At 42.7% G+C, this 19693-nt stretch carries 16 protein-coding genes; 13 read left to right on the plus strand and 3 right to left on the minus strand.

Annotated elements, in window-relative coordinates:
• Positions 1 to 10: 10 nt before the first annotated feature.
• Entirely contained in the window at positions 11 to 1696 is a 1686-nt protein-coding gene (locus tag ACE2AL_RS02595; protein WP_375084294.1) for an ArnT family glycosyltransferase, read from the minus strand.
• A gap of 636 nt (positions 1697 to 2332) precedes the next feature.
• On the opposite strand from ACE2AL_RS02595, the gene ACE2AL_RS02600 reads away from it, so the two are divergent.
• The 3 genes from ACE2AL_RS02600 (at position 2333) to ACE2AL_RS02610 (ending at position 6544) form a co-directional block, all read left to right on the plus strand.
• On the plus strand, positions 2333 to 3679 hold the full coding sequence (locus tag ACE2AL_RS02600; protein ID WP_225820737.1) for an NCS2 family permease: 1347 nt from the start codon (positions 2333 to 2335) through the stop codon (positions 3677 to 3679).
• A gap of 258 nt (positions 3680 to 3937) precedes the next feature.
• The gene (locus ACE2AL_RS02605; RefSeq protein WP_206086330.1) at positions 3938 to 5587 is read left to right on the plus strand and encodes a Na+/H+ antiporter; all 1650 of its coding nucleotides are present in this window, start codon (positions 3938 to 3940) and stop codon (positions 5585 to 5587) included.
• 57 nt (positions 5588 to 5644) lie between these two features.
• Entirely contained in the window at positions 5645 to 6544 is a 900-nt protein-coding gene (locus ACE2AL_RS02610; protein WP_206086331.1) for a carboxylate/amino acid/amine transporter, read from the plus strand.
• On the opposite strand, the gene metR is transcribed toward ACE2AL_RS02610, so the two are convergent.
• Positions 6429 to 7385: an HTH-type transcriptional regulator MetR gene (gene metR / locus ACE2AL_RS02615; RefSeq protein ID WP_206086332.1), complete on the minus strand. Its 957-nt coding sequence runs from the start codon at positions 7383 to 7385 to the stop codon at positions 6429 to 6431. The genes ACE2AL_RS02610 and metR overlap by 116 nt on opposite strands.
• A gap of 108 nt (positions 7386 to 7493) precedes the next feature.
• On the opposite strand from metR, the gene metE reads away from it, so the two are divergent.
• Positions 7494 to 9773, plus strand: a complete 2280-nt coding sequence (gene metE, locus ACE2AL_RS02620; RefSeq protein ID WP_371007605.1) for a 5-methyltetrahydropteroyltriglutamate--homocysteine S-methyltransferase — start codon at positions 7494 to 7496, stop codon at positions 9771 to 9773.
• Between the two features lie 157 nt (positions 9774 to 9930).
• Here metE and ACE2AL_RS02625 read toward each other — a convergent pair whose 3' ends face one another.
• Entirely contained in the window at positions 9931 to 10320 is a 390-nt protein-coding gene (locus tag ACE2AL_RS02625) for a YidB family protein (RefSeq protein WP_206086334.1), read from the minus strand.
• Positions 10321 to 10704: 384 nt separating this feature from the next.
• On the opposite strand from ACE2AL_RS02625, the gene ltnD reads away from it, so the two are divergent.
• The 9 genes from ltnD (at position 10705) to ACE2AL_RS02670 (ending at position 19585) form a co-directional block, all read left to right on the plus strand.
• Complete coding sequence (ltnD, locus tag ACE2AL_RS02630) at positions 10705 to 11613, plus strand: L-threonate dehydrogenase (protein ID WP_272539568.1); 909 nt, start codon at positions 10705 to 10707, stop codon at positions 11611 to 11613.
• Positions 11610 to 12887, plus strand: coding sequence for a 3-oxo-tetronate kinase (otnK, locus tag ACE2AL_RS02635; RefSeq protein ID WP_206086336.1), 1278 nt, complete (start codon positions 11610 to 11612; stop codon positions 12885 to 12887). The genes ltnD and otnK overlap by 4 nt, the downstream gene beginning before the upstream one ends.
• Positions 12880 to 13521: an aldolase gene (locus ACE2AL_RS02640; RefSeq protein ID WP_206086337.1), complete on the plus strand. Its 642-nt coding sequence runs from the start codon at positions 12880 to 12882 to the stop codon at positions 13519 to 13521. The genes otnK and ACE2AL_RS02640 overlap by 8 nt, the downstream gene beginning before the upstream one ends.
• An 11-nt stretch (positions 13522 to 13532) precedes the next feature.
• Positions 13533 to 14312 (plus strand): 2-oxo-tetronate isomerase, encoded by a 780-nt coding sequence (gene otnI, locus ACE2AL_RS02645; RefSeq protein ID WP_206086338.1) that lies wholly within the window; start codon positions 13533 to 13535, stop codon positions 14310 to 14312.
• Positions 14313 to 14324: 12 nt separating this feature from the next.
• The gene (locus ACE2AL_RS02650; RefSeq protein ID WP_206086339.1) at positions 14325 to 15092 is read left to right on the plus strand and encodes a DeoR/GlpR family DNA-binding transcription regulator; all 768 of its coding nucleotides are present in this window, start codon (positions 14325 to 14327) and stop codon (positions 15090 to 15092) included.
• A 62-nt stretch (positions 15093 to 15154) separates the two neighbouring features.
• Positions 15155 to 16114 (plus strand): D-erythronate dehydrogenase, encoded by a 960-nt coding sequence (gene denD, locus ACE2AL_RS02655; RefSeq protein ID WP_206086340.1) that lies wholly within the window; start codon positions 15155 to 15157, stop codon positions 16112 to 16114.
• Between the two features lie 10 nt (positions 16115 to 16124).
• The gene (locus tag ACE2AL_RS02660) at positions 16125 to 17501 is read left to right on the plus strand and encodes a GntP family permease (protein WP_004914902.1); all 1377 of its coding nucleotides are present in this window, start codon (positions 16125 to 16127) and stop codon (positions 17499 to 17501) included.
• A gap of 267 nt (positions 17502 to 17768) precedes the next feature.
• A complete protein-coding gene (gene udp, locus ACE2AL_RS02665) occupies positions 17769 to 18527 on the plus strand; it encodes a uridine phosphorylase (RefSeq protein ID WP_206086341.1) in 759 nt (252 codons plus the stop codon).
• A gap of 275 nt (positions 18528 to 18802) precedes the next feature.
• Complete coding sequence (locus ACE2AL_RS02670) at positions 18803 to 19585, plus strand: tyrosine-protein phosphatase (RefSeq protein ID WP_272574197.1); 783 nt, start codon at positions 18803 to 18805, stop codon at positions 19583 to 19585.
• Positions 19586 to 19693 lie beyond the last annotated feature (108 nt).

Consider the following 19693-nt stretch of genomic DNA (forward strand, 5'->3'; position numbering starts at 1 on the left):
CCGCTTCACTTTATTCTGTGACTTTATAAACGACTAAATTCTCACGGTATTCATCTGGTCGATGGTTGTGCCAAAAAAGTACCATACCTTGTGGGGCAGGCTTCACTTCTTTTGATAATACGATTAACCAGCGGCAGTGCTCTGGTTTTTGGAACTTATCCTGTCGTTGGTGTAGAACTTTTGTGTAGTAATACAACATTGGCGCTTCTGATTCTCCAATATTATCAGAGGCCATACAATCATCAGCTGTATATTGGCCTACTAAATGCTGTTTTAAATCGACAAAAACCCCTTCAAAACCTTTTGTGTAATCAACCCAACCCAAAAATAAGGTTAAGATCATTCCCCAAACAGTACAGAGCCCGAGTACCCAGTTTTTCATCATTTGAAAAGCGGGGGAAAGGTTTGGAATGATTTGGTTACGCAAGAACCAAACCAGTGTAATCAATACCCCGCAGATGAAAGTGATAGTGGAAAAGGGCATTTGATAACTCATGGGGAGCCAACGGCTAAATAATGTTAAGTATTCTTGATGGTGGCCCGTTAATACGATGAAATAGCTGACCCATAGAAATGCGACTAAGAATGACCAAAACACAGCAGAGAAACGTGAAATCCCATTGAGAACTTTTTCAGGAATAGCCAAAAGTGCAGGTGTACCAATAATCGCCATTGGTGCGATAAAAGGAAGAAGGTATAGTGCACGGCCAGAGGCAGAAATTTGCAAAAAGACTATGCCTAAGAGCGGGAATAATGTGAGTAAATAGGTGTTAGAAGTCATTAAGCGTTTGATTGGGTGGCGTAAGAAATAAGCGACTGCCAACAAACCCGATGGTAGAGCAAACAATGAAACGGCTGCAGGGATACGTGTTAAATTTGCTTTTGCACCGAGTTTTTCAACAGAAAAGCCAAAAAAGCGACCGATGTTATTTTCCCAAAACCAAACCATAAATAAATCAGGGTGTTGCTGGTAAAGCATGATTGGCCAAGGGAGGATAGCAATAAGCGCCGCTAATCCAGCCGCAAAACTATAGCACCAAAATTGTTTTGTACGGCATTGAGTTAAAAATACAGGGGCTAATAGCAGACAAATCCACAGGACTCCAGGAATAAAGACACCTTTTGAGAGCATCGTTACCACTGTTCCCACGCAGAGCCAAACCGCTGACATTCCCATTTTTTGTTGTTGGATCAACCCTAATAGCCCATAAAGCCCGATTGTTGCACCTGCTACCAGGGCGACATCAGTAAACATATCATGGCTATGGCGGAGGATCCCTGGCGCGCAAGCATACAGTGCAAATGCAATCCAAATACGGATATCAGTAAAGTCCTTTGCAGTAAAAAAGCGGCGAGCTAAGAACACAAAAAATGAAAAGTTAATGACTGAAAAAAATAAGCTGGCAGTTCGTGCCGCATCATAGAGTGGCATAAACCCTGAAAATAAGTGGGAGGTTAGGGTTGCAACCCAATAATAAAGCGGGGGTTTTTCCATAAAAGGCTCACCCGCATTGGTTGGAACTAACCATTTCCCTGTTTCATACATGGTTTGAATAATACCAAAGCTGTAGTTTTCATCTTGTTTCCATGGACTATGACTATAGATACCAGGGAGTAAATATAGGACAAGGAAACTGATAAAAAGTAGTAAAACACCCCGTTGTAATGTGATGGATGGTGTATTTTTATTTGGCATATTCATTTAAGACTTTAGTTCACGGTGATAAAAATAAAATAATAACTACGGTTAATAGTTTTTTAGCTCATATATAAAAATAATATTTACTCATTGACGGATATTTATATTTTTTGAAAATATTATTCACTAACACATATTTAAACTATTTTACCATGAAATAATAATGAGTTAGCTAACCGTTTTGTAAGCAAATATTCAGTGATTATATCAAAAAAAATAATCTCGCTATATAAACAAAGTCTATATGAAATTGAATTAGCTATTTTTACCTAATGTTATCTTTAATAAATGGTGAAGAATAATAAATATTATTAATAAAGCCGTATTTATCATCGGGTATTTTATTCTATTTTTCGAGGTGGAAAATGAGTTTGATGCAGAGAAAAAACTAAAAACACTTGATCATTTGCCCGTTTTCGAACGATAATTGCTCTCCTCACAATACGCCCTATTCTTATTTTTAAGCCAAACGATTGCGCCATTGTTTTGATTGAGATTTTTCCTCTCGGTCAATAAGGTTTTTAGAAATACGTAATCGTTTACGTCAGCGGGAGTGTGATGAGCCAGTAAGATGGGCATATAAACTTATTGGCTTTTAGCGTGTTCGTTTACCATTAACAGCAGAGGTACACCATGTCAGGCCAACAGGCTTCATCCAACTGCAAATTGGATTCATTTTTTAAGATCACCGCTCGCGGCTCTTCCGTTCGCCGTGAAATCATTGCAGGGCTAACCACATTCTTAGCGATGGTTTATTCTGTTATTGTGGTGCCTGGTATGTTGGGGCAGGCTGGTTTCCCGCCTACTGCAGTGTTCATTGCTACCTGTTTAGTGGCGGGTTTCGGTTCATTATTAATGGGGCTATGGGCGAATTTGCCGATGGCAATAGGTTGTGCCATTTCACTTACCGCATTTACCGCTTTCAGCTTAGTTTTAGGCCAGCAAATTAGTATCCCTGTTGCGTTAGGCGCCGTATTTCTAATGGGGTGCTTGTTTACCATTATTTCTGTAACAGGCATTCGTAGTTGGATTTTACGTAATATGCCAATGGGCATTGCACATGGTACAGGGATTGGTATCGGCCTGTTTTTATTATTGATTGCTGCAAATGGCGTGGGTTTAGTGATTAAAAACCCAAATGCTGGCCTACCTGTGGCTTTAGGTGAATTTACCTCTTTCCCTGTTTTAATGTCATTAGCGGGTCTTGCAGTTATTTTCGGCTTAGAAAAGCGCCGCGTACCAGGTGGCGTGTTATTAGTCATTATTGCGATCTCAATTATTGGTTTAATTTTTGATCCTGCAGTGAAATACCAAGGTTTCTTTAAATTACCGTCATTAGGTGACGATGGTCTTTCTCTTGTTTTTAATATGGATATCATGGGTGCGTTGCAACCAATGGTACTGCCAAGTTTATTGGCGCTAGTCATGACTGCCGTATTTGATGCGACGGGTACAATCCGTGCCGTTGCAGGGCAAGCGAACTTATTAGATAAAGACGGGCAAATTATTGATGGTGGAAAAGCATTAACCGCTGACTCCGTAAGTAGCATTTTTGCGGGGGCGATAGGTGCTTCACCAGCGGCGGTTTACATTGAATCAGCCGCGGGAACAGCTGCTGGTGGGCGTACGGGGTTAACTGCTGTTGTTGTTGGAGTGCTATTCCTACTGATCCTCTTTTTATCGCCATTGTCATACTTAGTGCCGGCTTATGCGACAGCACCAGCACTGATGTACGTTGGTTTGTTAATGTTAAGTAACGTTTCAAAATTAGACTTTGATGACTTTGTTGATTCGATGTCTGGCCTGCTGTGTGCGGTGTTTATCGTCCTGACATGCAATATCGTAACGGGCATTATGCTTGGCTTTGCAGCATTAGTGATCGGTCGCATTTGTGCGGGTGAATGGCGTAAGTTGAATATTGGTACTGTTGTGATTGCTGTGCTTTTGGTGGCGTTTTATGCTGCTGATTTGGCCATTTAAAGGTAATTAAATTAAAAAGGCGGGGGTTGTTACCGCCTTGTAACGCATTATTTCGATTAATCGCAAAGTATAAATTTTTTTCCCATAGGACGGTAGCTAGGGATAGAATAGATATAAGGCGGTGAATCAAGTGGAAGTCCCATTTTTCCACTCGTGACCGCTTGATTGTCATAATCGAGGTCTGGACGGTGCTATCTCTTACTATGCGGCGGCAGGCAATTTTGAGTTCTGGTCGTCTAGTTAATCAGTAAGGGCAACATGGAAATTTTCTTTACTATTCTTATTTTGATTTTAGCTGTCTCTGTGTCAGGGGTTGCTGCTAAAATTCTTCCTATTCGTATTCCACTTCCCCTCATTCAAATAGCCATTGGTGCACTATTAGCTTGGCCACAATTTGGCTTGCATGTCACGTTTGACCCCGAATTGTTTATGGTTTTATTGATTCCGCCTTTACTGTTTGTTGATGGCTGGAAAACACCAACCCGTGAATTTTTCCAAAATGGCCGGGAAATTTTTATTCTCGTGTTGGTTTTGGTATTGGTTACAGTTATAGGTATTGGTTACTTAATTTACTGGTTAATGCCTGGTATTCCACTCATCGCCGCATTTGCCCTAGCTGCGGTACTTTCACCAACGGATGCGGTTGCGCTGTCTTCCATTGTGGGGAAAGGGCGTATTCCTAAACGTATGATGAGTGTCCTAGAAGGTGAGGCATTAATGAATGATGCTTCAGGTCTGGTGGCATTAAAATTCGCAGTTGCCATTGCGATGGGGACAATGGTATTTAGCACATCTGGCGTGACGATTGAATTCTTTAAAGTTGCTGTGGGTGGCTTACTTGCAGGGATTATTGTGACATGGTTGTACAGTAAATCTTTGCGTTTAATGAGCCGCTGGAGTGGTGATGACCCTGCAACACAGATTGTTTTCATGCTATTGCTGCCATTTGCTTCATACATGATTGCAGAACATATTGGGTTTTCTGGCATTTTAGCCGCTGTTGCCGCAGGGATGACTATCACCAAATCTGGCGTGATCCGTAATGCGCCACTCGCAATGCGTTTACGTGCGGATAGTGTTTGGTCAATGTTGGAATTTGTATTTAACGGCCTAGTTTTCATCATGTTAGGGCTACAGTTGCCAGGGATATGGGAAACTTCCGTCATTCAAGCAGATCTCGACCCAAGTGTTGAGACATGGATGTTGTTTGCAGCCGTTGCCATTATTTACTTTGCCTTGTTATTGCTGCGTTTTTGTTGGCTGTGGCTGATGAAAAGGTTTAGCCGTTTGTTCCTAAAGAAAAAACCACTGCAATTTGCTAATTATACCGTGCGTGAGCTGTGGCTGGCTTCTTTTGCGGGGGTGCGTGGGGCGATTACCTTAGCGGGTGTGCTCTCTATTCCGTTGTTTTTAACCGACGGTTCTCCTTTCCCTGCTCGTTACCAACTGGTGTTTATCGCCGCTGGGGTGATTTTGTTCTCCATTTTTGCAGGGGTGATCGCATTACCGTTATTGCTGCGCAATTTCAAAGTGGGTGACAAAGAAGCGGATGCCAACGAAATACGTATGGCGAAGGCTAAAATGGCAGAAGTAGCGATCGTTAGCTTGAATAAAATGGAAGAGCGTTTATCTGCGGACGTGGACGAAAAACTTGATTCAGAAGATATCAGTGAGGTTGCTTCTCGCGTGACAGGTTATCTCAGACGTCGTACGGCAGGGCAAGATGAAATTGAACATAACTTGCAAATTGAAGACCTTGAGCGCCGTTTCCGTTTGACCGCGTTGCGTGCAGAGCGTGGTGAGCTTTATCACTTGCGTGCTACGAAAAAAATCAGCAATGAGACACTACAATCTTTGTTGGTCGATTTAGATTTATTAGAAGCGGTACTGATCGAAAAAGAGCATTAAAACGAAAAACCGAGTATTCTACTCAGCATTCTTTAGTTTGAGACAGAATACAGCATTATGTGGTTACTTGTTATCACGACGCTGCTTTGGGCAGCGTCTTTTAGTTTGATTGGTGAATATTTAGCAGGCCAAGTCGACAGCTGGTTCTCAGTTTTGGTGCGTGTTGGCCTTGCTTCATTAGTATTCCTGCCTTTTCTTCGCTGGCGTCAATTTGGCGCTAAAGTGATTTCACTTTACATGTTAGTGGGTGCTTGCCAGCTTGGGATCATGTACCTGTTTGTTTTCCATGCCTATCAATATCTTACTGTTGCTGAGTTTTTACTGTTTACGGTATTAACGCCACTGTATGTCACATTAATTTATGACTTATTAGAACGGCAGCCACTGCGTAAAGGGTACTTGTTTAGTTCTTTGCTGGCGGTGATTGGTGCGGCAATTATTCGCTATGATCATTTGAGCGAATCATTCTGGTTGGGGTTATTGTTTGTGCAGTTAGCCAATATCTTTTTTGCTATCGGGCAAGTGGGGTATAAGCGTTTGATGGAGGTACATCCCATTCCTCAACATCAGGCTTTCTCGTGGTTCTATTTGGGGGCGACGTTAGTGGCACTGATTGGCTGGTTGCTCTTTGGTAATAAATCCATGATGCCAACCACAAACCTCCAATGGGGAGTACTGCTGTGGCTTGGTATTGCTGCATCAGGTATTGGTTATTTTATGTGGAACTATGGGGCAACAAAAGTTGATGCTGGAACCCTTGCTATTATGAATAACATGATGGTTCCAGCTGGCCTATTAGTGAATTTTGCCATTTGGCAGCAACATCCTAATTGGTTGAGTTTTACCATTGGATCGAGCCTAATAATTGCGTCTCTTTGGGTGCATAAACGTTGGATACTTTCGCGGGCTTCACATACGAAAGGCTCTCCACAGCGTGATCCGTCGCGTTCTCAGTAAATGCCTCGATAGCTGGCTGGCGCTGTTCTCCTTCACGGCACGCAGCGTACAGCCGGCTCCATAAGCCACTCCCCAATGTTTTAGTCTTAATCAACCCTTGCTTCTCGAAGGAATCTACGGCCCAATGGGGTAATGCGGCAATTCCCATTTTAGCTGCTACCATTTGAATTAAAATCAATGTGTTATCTACATTTTTTACATTTGGTGAAACGCCCGCAGGTTGCAGGAAGTGGCGCCAAACATCAAAACGTTCTCGTTGTACTGGGTAGAGCAGTAACGTTTCATTCGCCAAATCATGTGGTTCAATGTGTGGCTTCTTTGCAAGTGGATGGTCACAGGCGACGATCAATTTCACTTCATAATCGAACATTGGCGTGTAATGAATACCTTGGTCAGGCAGGATATCTGACGTCATCACAAGGTCGAGCTCTCTTGAAAGCAACTCAGGCTGTGGGTCGAATGTCACCCCCGATTTAAAATCCACACTCACTTGCGGCCAGGTCTGCCTAAACTGTTGCAATGCAGGTGTTAGCCATTGAATGCAACTGTGGCATTCGATAGCAATACGTAGCGCACAGACACCAGGTTCATTACAGACGCGAATGGCATCTTTGACCAAGGGTAGTACTTGTTGTGCCAGCTGCAATAAAACTTCCCCTTGTGGCGTAAATTGTAATGGCTGGCTTTTTCGTACAAATAAGCGAAAGCCTAACCGATGCTCTAAATCACTAAACTGGTGTGACAGAGCTGATTGTGTCTGGTGCAAGTGTGTTGCTGTAGCCGCTAATGAGCCGTACTGGCTGAGCGCTTGCAATGTTTTTAAATGTTTTAGTTCGATCATGAGAAACCTTCATGGTGACAATGAAATATTTGCGCTTGTGCTTTATACAGTACCTGTTGATTATGGATGTGTAAACATCTAGACGGCTAAATATTTTAAGGGGTCAATATGTCTGTTATAAATCATACACTTGGTTTTCCACGCGTCGGTCTGAAAAGAGAGCTAAAACGAGCACAAGAAGATTATTGGGCAGGCAAAATTAACCAATCGGCGCTTTTAGCGGTGGGGCATGAGTTGCGCGTTCGCCATTGGGAGCAGCAAAAAAATGCAGGTGTTGAATTATTACCCGTTGGTGATTTTGCTTGGTATGACCAAATTCTGACAACCAGTTTACTATTAGGTAACGTGCCGCCACGCCATCAAAATGAAGATGGTTCTATTGATTTAGATACCTTATTTAGAGTCGCTCGTGGCCGTGCACCAACAGGGACTCCAGCGCCAGCAGGTGAAATGACCAAATGGTTTAACACAAACTACCATTACATCGTGCCTGAGTTTCAAAAAGGGCAAAAATTTGCGTTATCTTGGAATCAATTGTTTGATGAAGTTGATGAAGCACTTGCGCTAGGTCACAAAGTTAAACCTGTGATTGTGGGGCCAATTACCTACCTGTGGTTAGGGAAAGTTAAAGGCGAATCATTTGATCGTTTATCGTTGCTGAATGAATTACTGCCAGTTTACCAACAAATATTGGCGCGCTTAGCTGAAAAAGGCATTGAATGGGTACAAATTGACGAACCCGCACTGGTACTGGATTTACCTATTGAATGGCAACAAGCATACAAAGAGGCCTATCAAGCGTTATCAGGCCACATAAAATTATTGTTGACCACGTATTTTGATGGCGTTAGCCATCACTTAGATATCATCAAACAGTTAGCTGTCCAGGGGGTACATGTCGATGTTGTGGCGGGTTCAGATGATATTGAAGTACTGCACCAAGCGCTGCCTGCTGACTGGGTTTTATCACTAGGTGTGATTAATGGCCGTAATGTTTGGAAAGCCGATTTAGGTGAAAAATTTACCCAAGTAAAACCACTGCTGGGTCAACGTTCAGTGTGGGTAGGAACCTCCTGTTCACTGCTGCACAGCCCCATTGATTTGAATGATGAAACGCGTTTAGATGCGGAAGTGAAAAGCTGGTTCGCGTTTGCATTACAAAAATGTGAAGAGCTTGCCTTGCTGAGTAAAGCACTCAATCAACCCACTGATGCAAACATTGCAACGTTAGAAACATACAGTGCGCCGATTCGAGTTCGTAAAACCTCAACTCGAGTGAATAATGCCACCGTCGCACAACGTTTAGCGGCAATTCGTGAGGGGGATGCAGAGCGTACCAGCCCATATTCACAACGTGCACAGCTTCAGCGTAAACGCTTTAACTTGCCATTATGGCCAACTACCACGATTGGTTCTTTTCCTCAAACCAGTGAAATCAGAACGCTACGGTTAGATTTCAAAAAAGGTCATGTAGATAAAACCTATTACCGTACAAATATTAGCGAGCACATCAAACAGGCGATTAAAGAGCAAGAAATTTTGGATATTGATGTGTTGGTACACGGTGAAGCTGAACGTAATGACATGGTTGAGTACTTTGGTGAACACTTTGATGGCTATGTATTTACGCAAAATGGTTGGGTACAAAGCTATGGTTCGCGTTGTGTGAAGCCACCAGTGATTATTGGGGATATTAGCCGCCCTGAGGCAATTACCGTTGAGTGGGCGAAATATGCGCAATCGCTAACGAAAAAACCTGTCAAAGGCATGTTAACAGGTCCAGTCACTATCCTGTGTTGGTCATTCCCGCGTGAAGATGTTAGCCGTGAAACCATCGCAAAACAAATCGCACTGGCACTACGCGATGAAGTGGATGACTTACAGAAAGCGGGTATTGGTATTATTCAAATTGATGAGCCTGCGTTGCGTGAAGGCTTACCACTGCGTAGAAATGAGTGGGCAGCATACTTAAAATGGGCAGTCGATGCCTTTAAACTCAGCGCTGCCATCGCTGAGGATGACACACAAATTCATACCCATATGTGTTATTGCGAGTTCAATGACATCATGGATTCGATAGCGGCGCTAGATGCAGATGTGATTACTATCGAAACTTCGCGTTCAGATATGGATCTGTTGGATGCATTTGAACATTTCGATTATCCAAATGAAATTGGGCCAGGTGTCTATGATATTCACTCACCGAATGTACCAAATGTGGCGTGGATTGTTGAATTGCTCAGAAAAGCGGAAAAACGTGTCCCTGTTGAGCGTTTGTGGGTCAACCCAGACTGCGGACTGAAAACCCGCGGCTGGACGGAAACCCGTCAAGCGTTAGCCAATATGGTTGAAGCCGCGAAATTGCTAAGAAATGAGCACTCATCTTAAAGCGTAATAAAAGGCAGGTTGGATGGGTTTTGAAAATAAATTTATTGATTTTCGGCTGATAACACAAAGCAGGAAAAACGACGCTTTTATCCTGCTTTGTTAACAATCTCAAAGGCAGGGAAACCTGCCTTTTTGCGTATACAGGTTGGTTAACGGGTTAACCAAATAATTTGGATTTCAACAGATTCATACCAATAGAAGCCAAATCGAGGTTTTCAGGAAGCTCACCATTTGGTGTTGCACTATCAACCAGTTGGGGTAGATATTTAGCCACTAAATCTGATGTTGATTGTGTATCTAAGCCCACAGATTGAGCCAACTCTTGAAGATTAACATTGCCAAACACTTGCATTAATTGGCTTCCATCAATCGGTAAATTCGCCCCTTCGCTAATCCACGACGTAATAATGCCACCTAAGCCTTGTTCGTTAAATTTATCAACGACACCAGAAAGGCCACCTTGGTTTTCAATCCAATTAATAACGGATTGAAATTGTTGCATTTTATCACCTGCAACCATTCCTAACATTTGATCGAATAGCCCCATTTTTTGACTCCTAGGTAACATGTCACTTGATGCTCTCACTCATAGTATGGAGCATTATTTGAAAAATTGTAGTCGGCTATTTTGATTAATTTATTTTTCAGGTCAATGAAAATGATGCATTTAAGATAACCCGATATAACAAGGTGATGTGATTGAGCTTATGGAGGATGTAAATAAGCACAACCGATGTCACATTTTTTATCACACATTTGTGTGAATGACCCTCATGAGGTGTGAATTTATTTATTTGTTCTATATCAGTAGGTTGTATCGAAATTGATTGTTTTTTATATTATTGGCAATGTGATGTTGGTCATGTGTTTGTGAATTTTGTTGTGTGAAAATTCACAACAGTCACGAAGATTAACAACATCAGGGGTCATTATGGGAAATTTCGTTAATAATATTGGCGTTATTGGCCTTGGTTCCATGGGGATGGGCATTGCACAATCTCTAATAAAAAAGAATATTCCAACCTATGGATTTGATTTAAACCAAGAAGCTTGTCAAAACTTACTTCGTGTTGGGGCAAAAGCTGTAGGGCAAAATGCCGCTGAATTTGCCCAGGAAATAGAGGCGTTATTGCTCGTGGTTGTTAATGGCCGCCAAGTTGAAGCTATTTTATTTTCTGGGGATAAGCCACTTGTTGAACAACTACACCCAGGGACAATCATTGTCTTACACAGCACTTTAGCTGCTGAGCAAACTAAACAAATTGCAAAACGCCTTGCAAGTTACCAATTATCATTGGTGGACGCACCTATTTCAGGTGGTGCGATTAAAGCGGCTGAAGGCAAACTCACCATAATGGCTTCTGGTGAACCCGTTTTATTTGAAAGGTTATCACCTGTCTTTGATGCCATTTCTGAGCGTCTCTATCGTGTTGGTGATGAGGTTGGCTTAGGGTCAACGGTAAAAACCATCCATCAATTACTCGCGGGTGTACATATCGCTGTAGCAGCAGAAAGTATGGCGCTAGCATCAAAAGCGGGTATCGACCTTGATGTGATGTATGACATTGTCACGCATGCGGCAGGGAATTCTTGGATGTTCGAAAACCGTATGCAGCACGTATTAGACGGGGATTACACACCAAAATCATCCGTTGATATTTTTGTGAAAGATTTAGGCTTAGTGATGGAAACGGGGAAAGCGTTAAACTTCCCGCTTCCTCTCGCCGCGACTGCCCATCAAATGTTTATTTCTGCGAGTAACGAAGGCTTTGGTCTGCAAGATGACAGCGCAGTGATTAAAACATTTAAAGGAATTACTTTACCGGAGAAAAAAGCATGACAGTGAAGTTAGGCGTAATCGCCGATGATTTTACCGGTGCGACCGATATTGCGGGCTTTATGGTACAAAACGGCTGGAAGGTCGTTCAACTATTGAACGAACCTGATGAAAATACCGTTGTACCTCATGATGTTGATGCGATTGTTGTCAGTTTAAAAAGTCGCTCGTGTCCTGTTGATGAAGCAGTGAGTGCTTCAATCAATGCGTGTAACTGGCTAAAACAAAAAGCGCAGTGCCAGCAGATATTCTTTAAATACTGTTCGACGTTTGACTCGACAGAAAAAGGCAACATCGGTCCTGTCACTGATGCATTAATGGCACAATTGGGGACGGATTTAGCCTTAGTTTGCCCTGCATTACCCATCAATGGCAGAACTGTTGTTCATGGCCATTTATTTGTTAATGGTCAGTTGCTTAACGAAAGTGGGATGCAACATCATCCTGTGACACCAATGACGGATGCAAATTTATTGCGCGTTATGGAGAAACAGTCGAAAGGGAAAGCGGGCTTAATTTCACTGGTAGAGGTACAGCAGGGTCACGACACGATAAGTGCACAGCTAGCGGCGTTTGCTGAACAAGGCATGAGTTATGCGGTTGTCGATGCGATCACCATGGATGATTTATTACCCATCGCGAGTGCAGTGAAAACAATGCCATTACTCACTGGCGGCTCTGGTTTAGGCGCTGCACTGGCAAACATTGATAGCCAATGTGTGTGGGGTGGTAACACCACCAGAGGGGAAAAACCGACTGGCTTAGCTCGGAAAACAGTCATTTTGTCAGGTAGTTGCTCTGTTATGACAAACAAGCAAGTACAAGCTTATCAGCAAATTGCGCCTGCAAAAGCGTTGGATGTTGGAGAGTGCTTAAATAACCCAGCGTATGCAAAATCATTGGCAGTTTGGGTTCAAGAGCAGCAATCGACAGGCTTAGCACCATTACTATATGCGACTCAGCCACCTGAATTATTAAAGAAAACACAAGAAAAATATGGCGCTGTAGCGTCGAGCAGTGCAGTAGAAAACGTATTTGGTGAAGTGGTGAAGGAACTTCAATCGCAAGGGTTTAACACGTTTATTATCGCGGGTGGTGAAACGTCGGGCAAAGTCGTTCAAAGCCTTGGTATTGAGCAATTAAGTATTGGTTCACCGATCGCCCCAGGCGTTCCTTGGGTACAAGATTTAGCAAGCGGAAACTGGTTAGCATTGAAATCAGGCAACTTTGGCCAAGAAAATTTCTTCCAGTTCGCACAGGAGATGTTTAATGAGTGATGAAAAGGCGCTGCGTCAAGAGTTAGTCGATTGGGCTAAGTCAATGTTTAACCGTGGATATAGCAGCGGTGGAGCAGGAAATATAAGCGCTAGGCTACCTGATGGCTGCATTATTGTTACACCAACAAATTCCAGTTTTGGGGATTTAGATCCAAATAAACTGAGTAAGCTAGATGCCGATGGAAATTGGATTGATGGTGATAAGCCAACAAAAGAAGTGTCTATGCATATGGCAATGTATCAGCAACGTCCTGATTGCCAAGCTGTTGTTCACTTACACTCTCCATGGCTTACTGCGCTCTCGTGCTTAGCTGGGTTAGATACCGCAAATTGCTTGCCCCCGATTACGCCTTATTACGTCATGCGTGTGGGGAAACTGCCATTGATTGAGTATTTGCCGCCAGGGGACGACCGAATTGGTGAGGAAATTGCGAAATTAGCACCGACGCATAATGCGGTATTGCTATCTAACCATGGACCTGTGGTGGGTGGAAAAACACTAAGACAAGCATTTTTTAATGCAGAAGAGCTAGAAGATACAGCTCGCTTATATATCACATTGCGCCCACACGGTTTCACGACATTAACGCAAGAGCAAGTCGAGTTGCTCGAGAGTCGTTATCCACAAAAGTAAGGAGGCAAAAAATGGCTAAGTTTGCAGCAAATCTCAGCATGATGTTTAACGAAGTGCCTTTTATGCAACGTTTTGAAAGTGCAGCGAATGCAGGTTTTAAAGGCGTTGAATATCTTTTTCCTTATGAAGAAGATGCCAATTTAATTGCGAATGAACTGAAAAAACACAATTTAACGCAGGCATTGTTCAATATGCCTGCAGGTAACTGGGCTGCGGGCGAGCGTGGCATGGCATCTCTTCCAGGTCGTGAGGCTGAATTTGCCGAAGGTGTACAAACGGCTCTGACATACGCGAAAGCATTGGGTTGTAAACAAGTGCATGCAATGGCGGGGAAAGTGAATGAAAACGTCACATTAGAACAGCAAAAAGCGTGTTTTATCAAAAATATTCAACATGCTGCGGATGTGATGGCGGAGCATGGGATCCGTGTACTGATTGAGCCAATCAATACCCGTGATATGCCTGGGTATTTTTTAACGACTCAAAAGCAAGCTGAAGCATTATTACCTGAAATTAATCGTGAAAACGTATTTATCCAGTTGGATTTATATCACTGCCAAATTATGGAAGGTGATTTATTGAAAACAATCGAACGTTTATGGGGTAAATTTAGTCATATTCAGATAGCGTCAGTCCCTTACCGTCATGAACCCGATAGTGGCGAAGTGAATTACCCTTGGATTTTCAAACAATTGGATGAAATGGGTTATGACGGCTGGTTAGGATGTGAATATCATCCTGCAGGCCGTACCGAAGATGGGTTAGGCTGGCTTAAACAAGCAGATTCATAATTAGGAGAACCTATGCTCCCTTCTGAGCGTCGTGATTTTATTTACCGTTACGTACATGAGCGCCAAACTGTGTCGATCAGTGACTTAGTTGAGCTTATGAATGTCTCTCATATGACCGTACGACGTGATATTCGGATGCTAGAAGAAGAAGGGAAGGTGCTCAGTATCAGTGGTGGCGTTAAGTTAAATGATGTGTTGCGTCAAGAACTACCTTGGAGTGAAAAGGCGCGATTGCATCACCGTCATAAGCGTGAAATTGGCCAGTTTGCCAGTTCGTTAGTTGAGGATGGGCAAGTTGTGTACCTCGATGCGGGGACGACAACATTTGAAATCGCTCGTGTCCTTGGTGAACGTTTTAATTTAACGATTGTCACTAATGATTTTTCTATCATGCAGTATTTGATGGATAAATCGCAGCTCAACCTTTACCACACAGGTGGGCAAGTGGACAAACGCAATCATTCTTGCGTTGGGAATACCGCCGCGATGATGTTGCAAACCTTGAATGTGGATATTGCGTTTATCAGTACCAGCTCATGGGATTTGCAACATGGTGTTTCAACACCTCATGAGGAAAAAGTACAGATAAAACAAACGCTACTAGATGTAAGCCGACGCTGTGTGTTGGTTTCAGATAGTAGCAAATTTGGCAAGTATGGCATGTTCCGTGTTTGCCCTCTAAATCAGTTGCACGACATTGTTTGTGATGATCGATTACCCATCGATGTGGTGCAACGGATAACAGAACAAAACATAAAACTTCATTTAATAAAGACATAAAACATAAATAATCTTACCTAGAACTGCATAGCCAGAAAAAGGCTATAGCAAGGAGAATTACAATGAAAGTTATTATTACTGGTGGCGCAGGCTTTCTGGGCCAGCAGCTAGCCGCTGCTTTGCTTAAAAATAGCCAGGGTTTAAAATTTGACCACCTTGTTTTAGCCGATATTCAGTGCCCTACATCGCCAGTTGAAGATGCGAGAGTGACCTGTGTCGCGTTGGATTTAACCCAGACTGGCGCAGCTAATGAACTGATTGATGCGCAAACGGATGTGGTTTTCCACCTTGCAGCTATTGTGAGCAGCCATGCTGAAAGCGATTTTGATCTAGGCATGAAAGTCAACTTCGAAGCAACGCGCCAATTATTGGAAGCTGCTCGTGAGAAGAACCCTGCAATTAAATTTATGTTCACCAGCTCATTAGCTGTTTTTGGTGGGCAATTACCTGATGTGATCACTGATCTGTGTGTTGTGAACCCACAGTCGTCTTATGGCGCGCAAAAAGCGATGTGTGAGTTAATGGTGAATGACTACTCCCGTAAAGGCTATATAGATGGACGGGTTATGCGTTTGCCAACAATTAGTATTCGCCCTGGAGTACCAAACAAAGCCGCTTCTTCATTTGCCAGTGGCATCATTCGTGAGCCATTAAATGGTATTGAGAGCGTTTGTCCAGTTTCACCTGACTTAGCATTATGGTTATCAAGCCCAGAAACGGTGATTAACAATTTTATTCATGCGGTGAGTATTCCTGCGGAAAAATTTGGCCAGTCACGGACAGTGAATTTGCCAGGCATCACCGTCACGGTTCAGGGAATGATTGACGCATTGCGTGATGTTGCAGGTCAAGAAACGGTTGATCTTATCCGTTTTGAGCCCGATGAAGCCATTAATCGCATTGTGGCGAGTTGGCCAGGCAAATTTGATATTAGCCGTGCATTGGATTTAGGTTTCCGTGCAGATGGCTCGTTTGGTGATGCGATCCGTTCGTTTATCACCCACCACGGCTCGTCTAATTAGGAGATAGCCTATGTCCTATATTCCTGTTATTGGCCTCGCGGTGGCCATATTCGTTCTGATTTTTCTCGTATTACGAACGCGCGTTCATGCGTTATTGGCAATGCTCATTGCCGCGGCAATTGCGGGTGTTTCTGGTGGTTTAACAGCAGCGGAGACAGTGACAGTCATTACAAAAGGCTTTGGGTCAACACTTGGTAGCATCGGTATTGTTATCGGACTCGGGGTAATGATGGGAAGGGTGCTGGAAGTTTCAGGTGCTGCTGAACAAATCGCCTATAGCTTTATCAAATGGTTAGGGAAAAAACGTGAGGAGTGGGCACTGGCAATTACGGGCTATATTGTCAGTATCCCTATCTTCGTTGACTCCGCTTTCGTCATTTTATATCCATTGGCAAAAGCGCTGGCGAAAAATGGTAAGCGCAGCATATTAACCTTAGGTGTTGCACTGGCTGGTGGTTTAGTTGTTACGCACCATACAGTTCCTCCGACACCAGGCCCTTTAGGCGTTGCTGGTATTTTTGGTGTCGATGTTGGGGCGATGATCCTGGCTGGAATGAGCCTCGCTATTCCTTGTGTAATCGGAATTGTTTTTTATGCAAAATGGTTAGGAACTAAATATCCTGAGTTTATGCCAGATGAAACGGGCAGTGAAGATCTGAAAGAAGTTCATGCACGTTACATGGAAGAAAAAGCAAACAAACCATTACCAAGCTTATTTTTATCTTTACTACCGATTATCACGCCAATCTTGTTGATTTTTATCAATGCAATTAATGGCTTGATTTTAAAAACTGAATCATTCCAAGGAATGGAAAGCAATTGGTATTTTCAGACATTTGAATTCTTAGGTGCGCCAATTATTGCTTTATCAATTAGTGTGTTGATATCGGTATACACATTAATGCCAAAAGCAACAAAAGAAGAAGTCATCGACCGTATGGAAGAAGGCTTACAAGCCGCTGGGATTATCTTGTTAGTGACAGGTGCTGGTGGTGCGTTAGGCGCAGTATTACGTGATAGTGGGACAGGTAATATTCTTGCTGAGCACGTTGCAAACTTACCAATTACACCTGTACTAATTCCTTTTATTATCGCGACATTAGTGCGCTTAATTCAAGGGTCTGGCACGGTAGCGATGATCACAGCAGCATCCATATCTGCACCAATCATCAGCCAAATACCCGATATTAACTTATTGGTTGCGGCGCAAGCGGCAACAATGGGGTCTCTGTTCTTCGGTTATTTCAACGACAGCCTGTATTGGGTTGTGAACAGAATGATGGGGATTAAAGACGTAAAACAACAAATGATCGTTTGGTCTATACCTACAACAATAGCGTGGGCGATTGGTTTAGTTGGCGTCCTTGTCCTTGATGTAATTCTCTAAAATTGTACTTTAAGCTTTACCTGCCAATCCAAAGCGCCTTTACAGGCGCTTTTTTTCGATAACCAGGTACATTCATCTATACTGATTGCATCTTAAACATATTCTCAATATGGCACCTTTATTTTGTGATTAAAATCACGTTTTATTGAAAATAAAATGATGATGTTTTCATTAAAAGAGATACTCGTCACTAAATTAACTTGTGCTTATCGCTATATTAATAGTAGCTAATTAATTCAATGATGCCATTGTGTAAAGGAGTTTGATATGTCTGACGTTTTCCACTTAGGTTTAAAGAAAAGTGACTTACAGGGTGCAACCGTAGCGATTGTTCCTGGGGATCCTAACCGTGTTGAAAAAATTGCACGTCTGATGGATAACCCTGTACACCTTGCGTCATTACGTGAGTATACTTCGTGGCGTGGTGAGCTCGATGGTAAAGCTGTTATTGTTTGCTCAACAGGTATTGGTGGCCCATCTACCTCTATTGCAGTTGAAGAACTCGCGCAATTAGGTATCCGTACTTTCCTACGTATTGGTACAACTGGTGCAATCCAAGAAGATATTAATGTGGGTGATGTATTAGTCACCACAGGTGCAGTACGCTTAGATGGTGCGAGCCAGCACTTTGCGCCACTTGAATACCCAGCAGTGGCGGATTTTGATTGTACTAATGCATTATTTGCAGCGGCAAAAGATGCGGGTGCAACGGTTCATGTTGGTGTAACAGCCTCTTCAGATACTTTCTACCCAGGCCAAGAGCGTTATGATACCTATACTGGTCGTGTAATGCGCCATTTCAGAGGCTCAATGAAAGAGTGGCAAGACATGGGCGTTATGAACTATGAAATGGAATCAGCAACGTTACTGACCATGTGCTCAAGCAGCAAAGGCTTACGTGCAGGTATGGTTGCAGGGGTGATTGTTAATCGTACACAACAAGAAATCCCAAATGAAGCATTACTGAAGAAAACAGAAGGTAATGTGCTGAGTATTGTTGTTGAAGCGGCACGTCGTTTACTGTAATCAATGATTTACTGGCTCGCCTATTTAAAATTCACTCGGTTGTGGAAAGGCAATAGGCGGGCTTAGTTTGCCCTTCAAATTATTTATTTGAATCATAATCCTGCCAAGTTTTTAACAGTTTGTAATGAATTTCCAGAAAATAACGTGATCCTCTTATTCATTAGATCTGTTATTGTCATAAAAACAATTATCAATATTATGTGCCCTTTAATCGTTTGGGTTGCATCTTCTTTATTTGCAACTTAGACGTGTGCTGTGGGCAAAAAGGAATCATTATGTCAACAACACCTTACCTTCACCCTTCCGTCCTTCCACTGAAAGGGGGGATTAATTTCCGCGATTTAGGTGGGAAAAAACTATCAAATGGCAATAAAATCAAACCTGGCGTGCTGTTCCGTTCAGGGGCATTAGATCGCTTAACTCAGGATGATGAGTCGGTTTTACAATCACAAAATCTTTTCCAAATTATTGATTATCGTGACGAAGTTGAAATCATTGCTAAGCCTGATGTTGTTTGGCCAGGTGCACATTATGTCCATGCTCCGGCAAACCCGCTCGCCAAAGAAGTGACAGCAAACTTAGATAAGCTTACGCCAGAAATATTGGAACAGTTTGATCCACAAGCCTTTATGTTTCGTTTGTATGAATTATTACCGTTGAATAACCCCGCATATCATCAATTGGTGAACATGCTACAGCAACCCGAAAAAGGGGGGATTGTTCAGCACTGTGCCGTCGGGAAAGACCGCACTGGTGTCGGCTCGGCGTTGGTTTTATTTGCTTTAGGTGCTGATCTTGAAACGGTAATGGAAGACTATTTACTCACTAACGAAACATTAGCGCCATATCGTAAGCACTTACTGGAAGAACACGCAAAAACCATGAGTGATAGCATCGTGAAAAAGTTTGAGTATGTGTATTCTGTCCGTGAAGAGTTCCTACAAACAGCCTTAAAAAGCATTGAAAAACAGTATGGTAATGTGAATAAGTGGTTGGAAACCGATTTTGGCTTAGGGCTGAAACAACGTGAAGACTTACAGCAACACTTCCTCGAATAATAGATGTTACTTTGGCTGATGTTGTGTGAATAAAGGTATGAGCACATAACTCAGCTGAATTTATTGTCCTGTTTAATCTTGATTTATACGTTTTTCGCTACTGTAATA

This window comes from Providencia xihuensis (assembly GCF_041953405.1).
Lineage (GTDB): Bacteria > Pseudomonadota > Gammaproteobacteria > Enterobacterales > Enterobacteriaceae > Providencia > Providencia vermicola.